This window comes from Thermobaculum sp. T2p (assembly GCF_059335935.1).
This window is the reverse complement of the sequence record NZ_JANZYQ010000008.1, coordinates 118,673-132,126: the sequence shown is the minus strand read 5'-3', so window position 1 is coordinate 132,126 and position 13,454 is coordinate 118,673. Positions and strand designations below refer to the sequence as shown.

13 protein-coding genes are annotated in these 13,454 nt (G+C 60.5%); 1 reads left to right on the top strand and 12 read right to left on the bottom strand.

The window, feature by feature from the left end:
* Positions 1-51: 51 nt before the first annotated feature.
* Positions 52-276: a hypothetical protein gene (locus N2245_RS04700; protein WP_494535573.1), complete on the bottom strand. Its 225-nt coding sequence runs from the start codon at positions 274-276 to the stop codon at positions 52-54.
* Positions 277-406: 130 nt separating this feature from the next.
* On the opposite strand from N2245_RS04700, the gene N2245_RS04695 reads away from it, so the two are divergent.
* Positions 407-1,360, top strand: coding sequence for a helix-turn-helix transcriptional regulator (locus N2245_RS04695; protein ID WP_494535572.1), 954 nt, complete (start codon positions 407-409; stop codon positions 1,358-1,360).
* A gap of 15 nt (positions 1,361-1,375) precedes the next feature.
* On the opposite strand, the gene N2245_RS04690 is transcribed toward N2245_RS04695, so the two are convergent.
* The 11 genes from N2245_RS04690 to N2245_RS04640 all read right to left on the bottom strand — a co-directional run bounded on the left by N2245_RS04690 (position 1,376) and on the right by N2245_RS04640 (position 13,061).
* Complete coding sequence (locus N2245_RS04690) at positions 1,376-2,095, bottom strand: Crp/Fnr family transcriptional regulator (RefSeq protein WP_494535571.1); 720 nt, start codon at positions 2,093-2,095, stop codon at positions 1,376-1,378.
* Positions 2,096-2,117: 22 nt separating this feature from the next.
* Positions 2,118-2,567 (bottom strand): hypothetical protein, encoded by a 450-nt coding sequence (locus tag N2245_RS04685; RefSeq protein WP_494535570.1) that lies wholly within the window; start codon positions 2,565-2,567, stop codon positions 2,118-2,120.
* 3 nt (positions 2,568-2,570) lie between these two features.
* Positions 2,571-4,691: a hydantoinase/oxoprolinase family protein gene (locus tag N2245_RS04680; RefSeq protein ID WP_494535569.1), complete on the bottom strand. Its 2,121-nt coding sequence runs from the start codon at positions 4,689-4,691 to the stop codon at positions 2,571-2,573.
* 18 nt (positions 4,692-4,709) lie between these two features.
* On the bottom strand, positions 4,710-5,957 hold the full coding sequence (locus N2245_RS04675) for an FTR1 family iron permease (protein ID WP_494535568.1): 1,248 nt from the start codon (positions 5,955-5,957) through the stop codon (positions 4,710-4,712).
* An 18-nt stretch (positions 5,958-5,975) separates the two neighbouring features.
* Positions 5,976-7,160, bottom strand: coding sequence for a 4-helix bundle domain-containing protein (locus tag N2245_RS04670; RefSeq protein ID WP_494535567.1), 1,185 nt, complete (start codon positions 7,158-7,160; stop codon positions 5,976-5,978).
* Between the two features lie 168 nt (positions 7,161-7,328).
* Positions 7,329-8,153 (bottom strand): ABC transporter ATP-binding protein, encoded by an 825-nt coding sequence (locus N2245_RS04665; protein ID WP_494535566.1) that lies wholly within the window; start codon positions 8,151-8,153, stop codon positions 7,329-7,331.
* A complete protein-coding gene (locus N2245_RS04660; RefSeq protein WP_494535565.1) occupies positions 8,150-9,205 on the bottom strand; it encodes a FecCD family ABC transporter permease in 1,056 nt (351 codons plus the stop codon). The genes N2245_RS04665 and N2245_RS04660 overlap by 4 nt, the downstream gene beginning before the upstream one ends.
* The gene (locus tag N2245_RS04655; protein WP_494535564.1) at positions 9,202-10,233 is read right to left on the bottom strand and encodes a FecCD family ABC transporter permease; all 1,032 of its coding nucleotides are present in this window, start codon (positions 10,231-10,233) and stop codon (positions 9,202-9,204) included. Before N2245_RS04655 ends, N2245_RS04660 begins: the two co-directional genes overlap by 4 nt.
* Entirely contained in the window at positions 10,230-10,763 is a 534-nt protein-coding gene (locus tag N2245_RS04650; RefSeq protein WP_494535580.1) for a (2Fe-2S)-binding protein, read from the bottom strand. Before N2245_RS04650 ends, N2245_RS04655 begins: the two co-directional genes overlap by 4 nt.
* A gap of 1 nt (position 10,764) precedes the next feature.
* Positions 10,765-11,064: a hypothetical protein gene (locus N2245_RS04645; protein WP_494535563.1), complete on the bottom strand. Its 300-nt coding sequence runs from the start codon at positions 11,062-11,064 to the stop codon at positions 10,765-10,767.
* Positions 11,065-11,066: 2 nt separating this feature from the next.
* A complete protein-coding gene (locus tag N2245_RS04640) occupies positions 11,067-13,061 on the bottom strand; it encodes an ABC transporter substrate-binding protein (RefSeq protein WP_494535562.1) in 1,995 nt (664 codons plus the stop codon).
* Positions 13,062-13,454 lie beyond the last annotated feature (393 nt).

The following is a 13,454-nucleotide window of genomic DNA, read 5'->3' as shown; positions in this document are numbered from 1 at the left end:
CCCAACCCCCCCCCCCCCCCGCCTCTAACTTCCCATGGCATGTAGGTTAGGTTAACCTTCGCCAAGGATCATGATCGTGCTGTATAGGCGTCTTACGGGCCACATGGCGATGCTCACTAACCTTGTGAGACAGCCGGCAGGACCAACCTCGAATACATGGCGCGCAGGGGCACTACCATCGTCCTGGGCTACCCGTGCCAGACGGCGCGCCTCCACGTCCGACAGGAGAGAAGCCTGCCTCTCTTTAGCCACCTCGGCCCCTCTTAGATCGTACATGTGATACCTCCTAACCAGACCTTTGATCGAGCTATAATCGTGTGTCATCTCACGCGACTAACACCAGGGTAGCACCAAAAGTTGGCATAAACGGTCCTAATTAGGGCGATATTAGGAGAAAATAAAACCCATGTACCATCCAACTACCCGCGTCCTAGCGGCACTCGAGCTCCTGCAGGCCCATGGAAGGATGACCGGGACAGAGCTCGCGAGGCGCCTGGAGGTGGACGTGAGGACCGCTCGTAGATACATAGAGATGCTCCAGGACCTAGGCATCCCGATAGAGGGAGAGCGTGGCCGTTACGGGGCCTACAGGCTAAGGCCGGGGTACAAGCTGCCACCGATGATGTTCACCGAGGACGAGGCACTGGCCCTGACCCTGGGATTGCTCCTATCCAGGAAATCGGCGCTGGGCGCGGCGGCGCCCGCTATCGAGAGCGCGCTGGCCAAGCTGTCCCGTGTCATGCCGGCCAGCTTACAAGAGCGCGTGCAGGCTGTAGAGGAGAACCTAGTCCTAGACATCGCCCCTGCCGAGAGCCCGCCGGATAGCTCGTTAATACTCACTATGAGCCTGGCGGTGCACAAGCAGCAACGGGTAAGGATGACCTACAGGACCTGGAATGGCGAAGAAACCGAGCGCGAGTTCGACCCCTACGGGCTTGTGTACCGCGACGGTCGATGGTACACCATAGGTTACTGCCAACTGCGACGTGCGCAGCGCCTCTTTCGCCTGGATCGCGTCCTGAGCATAGCTATGTTGGACGCGACGTTCGAGCGCCCCGAGGACTTTGATCCCCTGCAGGAGGTGATCCAGACCATAGCCAACATACCCGACGATTGGTACGTGGAGGTGGTCCTTGAGACCTCGATGGCGCACGCGCAGGAGAGGATACCCCCCGTGATGGGGACGCTGACAGAGTCTGATGAGGGGGTGGTACTTCGCTGCCAAAGCTACGATCTATCTTGGATGGCCAGGTTCCTGGTAGGGCTGGGTTACCCGCTCATCGTAAGGGAGCCACCGGAGCTGAGGGATGAGCTCCGACGTCTGGCTGCGGAGATATCAAGCTACGCCGAGCGATCTTAGGACTCCGTTCAAGGGCTACTGGGATGGGCGAAGGGCAATCCCCTCCAGCTCATCCAGATCGACCACTCTCACGCGCTCCCTGCCCGCCAGCACGATACCTCGCCGATGCCAGGAGCTGAGTATGCGGCTTGTAGTGCTGAGAGTGGTGCCGGTGAGGTCCGCTAGGTCCTGCCGCGATAGGTTGATGGTGGCGCCGTCGGGGCTGTCCTCGAGCATGCGCAGCACGGCCCTCGCCAGCCTGCATTCCACCCCTGCAGTCTGCAGCTCCAGAATCCTTTCCTCGGCCTGCCGCAGGCGCCTCCCCAGATCACGTATCACCGACATCGCCAGGTCAGGGTGGGTGGAGAGCAGCCTGTTAAACTCCCAAGCCGTCAAGCGCAGAACCACCGAATCCTCCAGCGCGTAGGCACTGGCGGGATAGCGCATCTCCCCCCAGCCGCCTGAGACCCCGAACATCTGTCTGGGCTCGATCAGGCGGAGGATCACTTGCCGACCCTCCTCGGTCTCCCGCACGATCTTCACCTTTCCCTCCGCAAGGAGGTTGAAAGCATCTGCGGGCATGCCGCGCGCGAAGATCATCTCGCCACGCAAATAGTGGCGGGGCATCAGGCGCTGTGCCACACTGTCCACGGTCTCCTCCGAAAGACCAGCGAAGAGTGGCACCTCCCGCAGCAGCGACCGGCGCCTGTCAAGGGTCCAGGAGGATGGCGTATGGCTCATGGCTGGCTTGGCCATAGGTGACTCCTTGAGGTGCGCCCTAGCTGTACTCCTGCTTGATGCGCTTGAGAAGGTTCTGCAGCTCCTTGGCACGCCCGTTGACATCATCGGCGGGGTACTTCCCCTCCACCATGCGCTGCAGGTCGTCCAATCCTTCCTCCACCTGCGTTCGCCAGGAGGAGTCTATCTTGCCTCCGATGGCACGCCATTCCTCGCGTGCTCGCCTCAGGTCCTCCAGGGCAGCATCGTACTCACCCTGGTTTATTACCTTGCCGTCCTTGACAGTAGCGCTGGTGTAGTGAGACACGCGCATGACCTCTATCTGGTTGGACATGGTCTCCAACGTATTAGGTATCTGCTGGGAGCTATTGGGCCCCAGCAAAGACCAGAATATGACACCAAGCATGAACAGGATAAATAGCAGGGCTAGCCCCAAGGCCACTCTGATCCCGGTAGTAGTTCTACGCCTTCTGCCACTATAAACAGCCATCAACTACCTCGCGTCGTTTGAAGATCCCGCAAGCACCAGCAAGGGCTCGGTGGACTCCTCGGGACGGAGGGAGCGCACCACGTCCCATAGGCGTCCCGAGAGCCCCAACGGCAGGTCCAACAGGTTACCTCCCCACAGCACCGCCACCCTGGGGGGAGCGGACAGGAGGCCATGGCTCTCATAAGGCTGTTGCCCGCGGTTATCTATATCACTCCAATTGTAGCATTGCCAGCTACCATCCGCGGCCGTGAACAGCACCGCGCCCTCCCTGTCGATGACAGCTATGGGTCTACGCACCCTGCGAAACGGGCCTATGCGCTTGATCACCTCACCTTGGAACACTCGGAAGTAGGCGTTTTCGTAGATCATCTCTAACTCATCTGGTGACCGCCCGAGGGCCATGGCAGCTAGCTCCCTGGCCTGCTTGGCGTCTAGCCCAGTCCAATCGTTTCTATGTGCATAGGCAGAGCCCAGGGCGCGCAACCTTACGGCTGACCTCTCTGGCACAGGTTCGACCACCACACGCACGGTCTGAGGATCGGCACCGGCCTCGACCGCAGCTCTCTCGATCTCCCGCACCCAGCTGCTGAGGATCTCGGGGTCCTCCCGTCCTAGGCTACGCTCCATCTCCACACCCACCGGGGCCATCGCGACCCCTATGGAGGATATCACCTCGGCGTTGGGCACCACGTGGTAGGGCAATCCCAACCTCTTAGATAGCCAAGGCACCAGCACGCTCGCTGCCCCTCCCAAACCTAGCAAGGGGCAGTCTCCCAGCTTGTACTCCTCACGTAGATCCTTGATCACAGGAATCACCTTGGAAGCCGCTAGATCCAGCATCCTGGCAGCGACTTCATCCACCGACATACCCAGGTGTTCCGCTAGCGGCGCCAGCGCCGCGCGTGCCGATTCGACGCTGCCCCGAGCATAGTCGTCCACGGGCACTATTCCCAAGGCGTTAGCAGCGTCGGTGAGCGTGATGGCGTACCTTTCGCCGTCGGCAGACTCCACCACCGCGTAATCTGGCGAGTCTCCGGGCAGGGGCGCTATGGTCACTAACCTGAGTTCATGCAGCCTGGAGGGATCCACGAAGCTGGGGTATGGTAGACCAGCGATGTGGGCGCTCCTTGGCCCAACGTCGCTCAGCTTCCCCTTGCGCAACCTCACAAGGCTGCCACCGGCCACGCCCGCCACTCGCACATCTACAGACTTCAGGCAGGTGGGGTGGTCCATGATACTCACGTACTTGGAGGCAGGCCTACCGTTTCGGACTACCCCCACGTTAGTGCTTGTGCCTCCGACCTCGACGCATAGGCCGTGCAGCACCCTATGGTAGAGCAGAGCACCGGCCACGCTGGCAGCAGGCCCAGATAGCACAGTGGATGCCGGCCGTCTCCTCGCCTCCGCAAGGCTCGTCACCTCCAGGTCTCCATGCATCACCATCAACGGAGCCTCGAGGCCAGCCTCCCGCATGCTGCGCTCCACCCAGGTGATTGTCCTGGCCATCTTTGGTAGGATGCTAGCGTTGACCGCTGCCGTGACCGTACGCACCTCCAGCCCATACAGCCCGCTCATCTCATGCCCGGCAGTAGCTGGCAGCTCCAGGCGACGGGCCGCCTCCAACACCTTGAGCTCGGCGGAGGGATCCTCCACGCTGAACGCCCCGCTGGCGACCAAAGCTTCCGCTCCCTCAGTGACGAGCGAGAGCAAGACCCCTTCCAACTTGGAGGGATCACTGGCATCTCCTAAGGAAAGGAACCTATGGAGTAGCTGTAGCTTCTTGTCCGGCGAGAGGCTTATCCCCTCCAGGCGGGTCCGCTTGATCACCTGTCGCTGCTCCTCCAAACTACCTATGGCCACGATGCCCACGGTGGCCACGTCCCCCTCGAGCAGGGCGTTCACCGCCTGCGTAGTGCTCAGCACCACCAACTCTATCTCTTTAGGGCTTACCTCTCCCTCTGCCAGCACACGCCTGAAGGCCTGCACGACCCCCCTGGCCACGCCGGTGTCGGCGTCGTGCGTGGTGGCCACCGTGACCTTGCGCAGGAGCTTGCCGCTGTCGCTCTCCAGCAGCACAGCTTTGGTGAACGTACCGCCCACATCTATACCTATCCTAGCAACCAAACCACCACCTCCATCCGTTCATGCCTGCCTGGTGTGAGCCTTGGAGATGCGCGCGCGCCTGGCAGGTCCAAGGTAGAAGTACAGCCCACCCACAACGTATATCATCAGCAGTGCTGCCTGCGCGGTCAGGGTCTCGACTGTAGGATATATGCCCAGGAACTGCGCAACGAAAGGATTGATCCTGGGGAAAGTGTCGAACAGCGACGTGATGCTTATCAGGTCGGCATCCTGTAGCTCTCTGACGCCGTTCCCCAGCATGGCCACGGACAGCAGCATGATCATGACCATCGCCGTGGTCAGGAACACCTTGACCGGCAGCCTTGCACCAGCCCACAGGATGGCGTAGCCGATCACTCCCAGCACCAGGAGCGCTAGCAGCATGCCCAGCAATATCCAACCCACCATATTCTCAGCCATCCACAGCAGCGCCTGGTAGAAGAGGGCCGTCTCCGCCCCTTCTCGATATACGCTGACGAAGCCGATCATAGCCAACGCAGAGGCGTTGCCAGCCGCCACTGCCTCCCACACGTGCGAGCGCAGGAACTCCATCCAATGCCTGACCTCCATGCGCTGCAGCAGCCAAAAGCTCACGTAGAACAGGAAGGCCACCGCTACAAGGGAGACCACTGCCTCCAGGATCTCCCTTCCCACCGGCGCCACGTTGAGCACGAAGCTGAGCAGAGCCCAGGTAACGATGCTGGCCGGTATCGCCAGGAGAGCCCCTAACGCTATAGGCCTGCGCAATCGCGGGTCACGCGTGCGCACGTACCCAAACAGGGCAGCAAGCACCAATATCACCTCGAGCCCCTCACGGAATAGGATGGAGAACGAGGCTATTATGACCAAAGCAACACCCGTCATACCGGGCCCGCTGAGTATCGCCTGGGTCTCATCCAAGCCCTTATCGATATCCCTGACTATCTGCTCGATCTCGCGCACTGGTGCGCCGTCCTCTATGCGGCTGCGCCAGTGCGCGAACTTGTACTCCATCTCCAGCGTGAAGCTCGAGTCGACTATCCGCAGGGGGATCTCCACTAGCTCGAAGTGGTCTAGGTAGGCGGCGCGGGCGAGCGTGTAAGCCCGATCCCTGTCGCCCGCGCGGTAGGCATCCAAACTCTCATCCATCAGGGAGCGGATAGCTGCTATCTCCTGCTCCACGTTCACCTGTTGGCTCGCCGCGAGCGCCCCCGGCCAACGAATAGGCAGCAAGACTGCTGGCAACAACACCAGCAGTAACACACCCAGCTTGCAGATAGACTTCAGCATGACCCGCCCCCTGACAAATTACTTCAAAATCTGTACAGCCTGATCAAGCCCTTGATCGATCTCCTCAGCTATGGCCTCGACCTCGCTGGCAGGCTTGCCAGCACGAATGGCATCACGCAGATCCTTGAACTTGAGCTCCAGGTCCTCCACCAGCTCGCGCTGCCCCTTCTGGAGGAGATCGCTTTCCATGTGCTCGAAGCCCTCCAGGTAGGCGTTGGCCGCGTGCTCGTAGGCCTCATCTGTGTTGCCGGCCTTGTAGGCGGACAGGGCTTCCTCCACCATGTCCTTGATCTCTTCTGCTTGGGCCTCAGGCCCCTGAGCGGTGCTCACCTGGATGCCCAGTGCCTTGGCCAGCTCGGCTCTTACCTCGCCCACAGCCTCTTCGACCTGGGAGAGCTCAGCTCTAGCGTTCTCTAGAGTGACCTGCGGGAAAGCCTTGCGCAGCTCCTGGAGCTCATGGTCTATCTCCTCAGCAGCCTCGGCCGAGCCCGACCTCACGTCACCAGCTATCTCCCCGTAGAGATCGTCTACCACCTGGAGGAATCCCCAGGCATCCTGGTACTCCTCGAGGTTGGCTATCTTCTTCCCTTGTACGGCCTCACCGTACTCATGCTCCACGGCCTCCAGCAGGTCACGTAGTACCTCTCCCCTGAACTTGGAATCGTTCCAGTCCTCGCCAGCGACCGCGCTCATGGCGTCCTGCAGGACCTTGCGGGCGTCCTGCAGCCTGGCGTCCACCTGGCTGGAGCGCTCGTTCACGGCCTGCTGGTACGCGTCCAGAGCCCGGCGTACCCCCTGATCCACGCCCGCCTCCTCCAAGGCGCCCTTGACCGCGTCCCAGTATTCACCCACCGGGTGCCCAGCATGGGTGCCCGCCATGGCCCAGTTGCCGGCATCTGCGTTGGCGGCGCTGGCCTCTAGGTGCCCCCACATCTGCGCAAGCTGGCTCACCACACGCACGGTCTCGTCGCCCGAGGATGATTCGCTCTCAGAGCCATGCTCCGAGTGAGGAGTTTCAACCACCCCTACCGTAGGGGTGGGAGAGGACTCCGCCTCCATCGCGGGCGAAGGCGATGGCGAGGAAGCTCCTAAGGAAACCGTGGGCGTGCTGCTCTCGTTGGCGCCACAGGCTGCCATCAGCAAGCCCGCCATCGAGATAGCCAACAGACGTCGAGTTAATAACCTGATAGATGGTCCGACCACTGCATGTACCTCCTTCCGAGATGTTGTTCAGCGTGTATCGATAAAAGACCTGTTTTAGGGCGGACCATCTATTTATGTTCAGAACATCCAAATCTAAACATTAGTCCGCCCTAATGATAGAGCTTAACTGTCCATCTGTCAAACCTCCTCTCGCCTGTAGCTCCTGTGCTAGGACCGCGTCAGCATCGCTACGTCAAGCCCTGGTGCGGGGTTGCAGAGACCCAGAGGCAGGCAGTAGGGGAGCCCGCTCTCTGGGTCAACAAGGATCCTGGCCTCGACCCCGAACACCTCCCGCAGCATCTCGGGAGTGATCACCTCCGCCGGGCTTCCCACAGAGAACACCCTGCCCTGCGACATCACCACCAGCCTGTGCGCGTACCTGGCCGCCTGGTTGAGGTCGTGCAGCACCATAACTATCGTCCTGCCATCCTCCTTGTTTAGCCTGACGAGAAGCTCCAGCACCTCCAGCTGGTGTGCCATATCCAAGAACGTAGTGGGCTCGTCCAGCAACAGCACCTCGGTCTCCTGTGCCAAGGTCATAGCTATCCAGGCTCTCTGGCGCTGACCTCCGGAGAGCTCGTCGACGGGCCTGTCGGCCATCGCCTTCATGCCCGTGATATCCAGGGCCCTGTCGACGGCCTCCTCGTCTTTGGGGCTCCACTGCTGCAGCCAGCCTTGATGCGGGAACCTCCCTTGGGCTACCAGCTCGCGCACGGTCATGCCATCAGGAGCAACGGGCGTTTGGGGAAGCAAACCAAGTCTCCTTGCGAGCGCTTTGGTAGGCATGCGCTGGATGGCAGCACCATCCAAGTACACGGTGCCAGCCCTCGGTCTAAGCACGCGGGTCATGCCCTTCAACAAGGTTGACTTACCACAGCCGTTGGGGCCCACCAAGGCGGTGATCTCACCCCCATGCACGAGTAAGTCGAGCCCCAACACTATATCCACCTTGTCGTAGCCTAGACGCAAGCCTTCAGCATGCAGCTCCCTCATAACACGCTTCCCTCCTTTGTGCCTCTATAGAGCAAGTACATGAGAAACGGCGCCCCTACGGCCGCCGTGACCACACCCACCGGTAATTCTGTAGGCGCGAACACCGTTCTGCCCAGCAGGTCAGACAGCACCATTATCAAGGCGCCAGAGACACCGGCCACCGGCAACAGTCCCTGGTGGGAGTTACCCACCAACCTGCGCGCGACATGAGGCGCCATCAAGCCCACGAAGCCCACCGTGCCAGCCACAGCCACCGAGGCAGCTGCCAGGGCAGCAGACATGAACACTAGCAGACCCCTATCGAGCTCCACCTTGCTCCCCAGACCCTTAGCTACGTCCTCACCCAACATCAACAGATCCATCCTGGAGGTCATGAGCTGTACAGCAGGCAGGAGCAGCAACCAAGGGAGTATGGCCCGTAGGTCCTCCCAGGTGCGGCCGTTCAGGCTGCCCGCTAGCCACACCATGGCCTGGCTTACCTGGTCTATGTTCCCGAAGGTGACCATCAGGCTAGTGAGGGCGCTTAGGACAGAAGTCAAACCTATGCCCACCAGCACAAACCTAAGGGGAGAGTCCCCTCCCCTCCAGGCAAGGACGTAGATGGCAGCTGCCACCAAGCCGGCTCCCACCAAGGCCCCCACAGGCACCCAAGATACCGACACCGTTGGCACTAGCACGATGAGCGTGACGGCAGCAAAAGATGCCCCCGCCGTCACGCCGGTGATCTCGGGGGAGGCCAACGAATTGCGGGTGACACCCTGCATAATCGCCCCTGAGATTCCTAGCGCCAGCCCCACCGCGCACGCTACCAACACCCTGGGTAGCCTGAGGGAGTTCACGATGAACGCATGCTGAGGATCGCCGGTGTCCATGTGCAGCAAGGTCCTGAGCACATCGAGGGGCGATACGGAGTACTCGCCCATCCCAAGATTCAATATCACGCCGGCAAGGGTAGCCAGGGAGAGCAAGAGCAGCACCAGAGGCACGCGTCTATCCACCCTGAAAGACACCGCTGGGAAGCTTGTTCTTATAACTAACCATTGGCGGCTCATCGCCTAACCCTCCAGCGCACCAGGTACACGAAGCAGGGCCCGCCGATGATCGCAGTCATAACCCCCACGGGCACCTCTTGGGGACGCAACACCATCCTGGCAGCCACGTCGGCCATGAGGAGGAAGATCCCCCCAGCCACCGCGCAGTAGGGCAGTACCCAGCGATAGTCCACACCCACGAGGAAGCGCACCGCGTGCGGGATAACCAGCCCGACGAAGCCTATCGGCCCGGCCACGGCAACAGCTCCCCCGGCGAGCAACACCACTGCCACCGTCGACAGCACCTTCACCCAGCCAGTACGCAACCCAAGGCCACGCGCCACCTCCTCGCCCAGGGAGAGCGTCGTGATCTGCCCTCCAAGCATCAGCGCCAACACCAGCCCAGCTAGAAGATAAGGCAGAGACTGTAGCAGCAGACTCAGGTCCCTGCCAGCTACCGATCCCGCGAGCCAAAAGCGCACCTGCTCGAGCGTGCGCTGGTCCAACACAAGTACCGCTGTGGTGAGCGAGGTAAGCAAGGCGGAGAGCGCCGCCCCCGCCAGGGTCAGGCGGAGCGGTGTGGGCGCTCCCCTACCGAGTGATCCCAGCAAGTACACCAGCAACGCGGCCAACAACCCTCCAGCCAGGGCGAACCAGGCATATACTACTAGGGAGGACACGCCCAGCAGATACACCGCGATCACCACGCCAAAAGCGGCCCCCGCATTGATGCCCAGTATATCCGTGGAAGCCAATGGATTGCGGGTAATGCCCTGCATGATAGCTCCAGCCACAGCCAAGGCGGCACCCACGAGCGTGGCCACCAACGCTCTGGGCACCCGCAATGTACGGATGATCAGGTGCTCAGTGGAATCATTGGGATGTACCAAAGCGGCCAACACCTCGCCCGGGCCTATATCTGCGGCACCGAACATCACGCTCACGAAGATAGCCACCACCAGCAGAAGAGCTCCCAACAGCAACCCCAACAGAAGCACGCCCCTGGTGCGCTCGATATGAAGCGCTCGGCGCACGTTCAACGCGATCACGCTAGAGCCTCCGAGGAAAGATCCGCAAGCATCCTGCGCTCCCGCTCATCCTCCGGCAACAAGGGGCATGTCGAGCAGTGCCTGCCACCAGGCAATTTGTAGTGCAGGCAACAAGTAGTTCTGAGGAGGAACGGCTGTCCGCGGCCATCGCGCTCCAGATAAACGAACTCCGGCACACGGCGCCAGGGTACACCAGGGGCACCGAGCAGCTTCTGCCCCTCCTGAAGGGACGTATCCAGCGTGCTCGTGACGCGTCCCACCCACACGCACACATCTCCCCAACGGTCGGCAAGCATACCCCACAGCGTCCGCTCTCTAAAGGGAGAAACATCTGCCAGCCCGGACACCACCTGCCGGAAGCCGCCCACAAGCTCCTCCAGCAGCCAAGCACGTAGCTCGTCAAGGTCCTGCAAGCCGATGGTCCCAGGCAACGCCGAGGCGGGATCCGATGCGAGCACCGCACCCTCATCTCGGAGATACGTCACCTCCAAGCCTCCTCCAGCAGCTCGCAATGAGATGTTCCCCACCATCCTAGGCACCTTGGCCTCCAGCAAGTAGCTGACCTATGGCTGGTGCAGCTAAGCACCAGCCATAGGTCAGCAGCAGCATCGCCGTCAACGCGCGTCGATCGCTCGTCCCGTAAATCCCGGCTGCCACCTGCATATGGGCATCCATCCACTGGGGGAGGTCCTCCAAGGGCATCCAGCCATCTCCAGGTTGCGAGCCGCACGTAGCAGCGAGGTACCTATCCCTGGTGGCGACCGATCGTAGGGCCGCGTGGATGCCCACAACAGGCTGCAATGATTCAGAGGGCAAGTAGTCTAGCGCCATCGCTATCGCCCCCCTGCTGCCAGGACTACCGACTCACCCCCGGTTGAGGAAGAAGCACCATCGAGGGCACGGGCCAGCTGGGGTACCAAGTGATCCAACGCGTAGGGGATGCTTAGCACCGTGCCAAAAGACATCGCGCCGACTACCATCTCATCCTCCGTATCTGACTCTATCAGGAAGATGTCTCTGCCCTCACGATGGACCGCGAGCCTGCTGTAGAGAGGATCATTGAGGAACTTCTGCTTATCTTGCTCGTTGGACACAAACCATACAAGCACATCCACGTCAAGCAGGTCCATGCGCTCAGCGCTGATGGTGGTATAGAACTGCTTGCCGGACATCTTCACTATCTCAGCCGGCGTCTGAATACCTATGCCCTGGAGCAACCTCCCTCGCGTATCCTGAGGGCCATAGGCGTAGATAACTCCATCCCAGTAAGTTACAACCAGGCCGGTCGCACCCTCAAAGTTCGGATGCTCCTTGCGCACCTGGGCCATCTGGGACTCGACCTGATTTACTAGCTCCTCCGCCTCGCGCTCCTTCCCCAGGGCCTTGCCTATGATCCTAGTCTGCTCCTGCCACGGAGTGCCGTAATCCACGTACTCCTTAGGCTGCGCGATGGTGGGAGCTATCTTCGAGAGCGTCTGATAGTCCTTCTGAGTCATGCCAGAGGAGACACCTATGATCAAGTCGGGCTTGAGGGCAGATATCTGCTCGAAGTTGAGGTCTCCGGAGGGCAACACCACAGGCTTGGCGTCCCCTAGCTCATCCCTTGCCCATGGCCAGACGGCATATGGCTGATCTCCGAACCAATCCCTTATCGCTACGGGCTTGACGCCCAGTGCCAGCACCGCGTCCTGATCGTTGAAGCCCACGGTTACTACCCTCTTGGGCTCCTTGGGGATCACGGTCTTGCCGTACTTGTGCTCTATGGTCACGGGGAAAGCTGCACCGGTTTGGGGAGTAGCAGTCGCGACGGCCTGCCCGCCCTCCAGCAGGTAGCGCTCCAGGTCGTCTATCACGCCGTTAGCTGCGGTGTAGCCGATGCCCAGCATCCACAGGTCATCCGAGACCTCGTACACCCTGCCCTCGCGCACAGCCTTCAGCTGCCGCCATAGGGGATTGCTCATGAAATCCTGCTTGGCGGTGTCCGAGGCCTTGCCGTAAACGGTGACGAAGATCACATCACCGCCTATCTTGGGTATGAACTCCTCGCTCACGTTGTACATAGCAAAGTCGTTCACGTCCTGGGAAGGAGGCCTAGGTAGCCCCAGATCCTGCAACACCGTGCCTATAAACGATTCCTTTTGGTATAGGCGGGTGTCGCCTGGGAGGAACCTAATGACCGTCACCTCGGTCTGCTTGAGACGGTCGCCCATCCGCTGCTGGAACTCCCTAACATGCTCCTGATACTGCTGCTTGACGCGCTTGGCTTCCTCCTCCTTGCCGAGGGCACGCGCGAACAGATCAAAGTTCTCCTTCCAGGTCACGCCCGTCCGCTCGGCGAACACCGTGGGCGCTATCTGGGAGAGCTGCTTGTATATAGCCTCGTGACGCATCTTGCTGCTGAGGATGAGGTCGGGCTTGAGGGCAGCTATCTTCTCAAGGTTGGGCTCGGTGATCGTGCCTACGATCTCTATGCCGTCAGTATCCTTTAAATATGAGGGCAAACCCTGGCCGGCGATCGCTTCCACTGCCCCCACAGGCTTGACTCCCAGCGTTAGGGCCGTGTCAAGCTCGCCCGTGTCCAACACGACCACTCTCTTGGGATGCAGAGGGACCTCCGTGGTGCCCATGGCGTGCTCGATGGTCCTGGTCTGCTCAGAGGAAGTCGCCGTGGGAGTGGGCGATGAAGATGCGGCCTCTGTGGGCGACGCTGCCGGAGTAGGGGAAGCCGAAGTAGATGACGGAGTGGGAGTTTCGCCTGAAGATGGCGCTCCACAAGCGGCAACCAACAGCACCATCAACAGCAACGCGGCGACCTTACTGCGCAACATGAAGACCTCCAACTCATTGATTTCAACTAACGAACAATATTAGGATAAGTTAAAGTTCTTAGTACGTCAAGATTAAATAAGTGCGACGGCTTCCGGCTTACATGTAACCAGGTCGTCACCTACCCGTCACCGCGCAGTCACCGACAGATCACATATCGTCAACCCGAGTAAATTATCCTCTCATCGACGCGTGGTCATGCACCTGGCCGGAAACACCAGGAGAAAGGAGGCGTTAGGGCTTCAGAAGCCTTGGCTCAATCACGCGCTGATCAACCAATTCTCTCGGAGGATTCTGAAAAAGGAGACCATAAGCATGTACACTCGACTACGCAAAGCAATGACCTTACCGCTTACGGTGATGCTAGTGCTCGCCACACTGTTGCCGATGCTTGC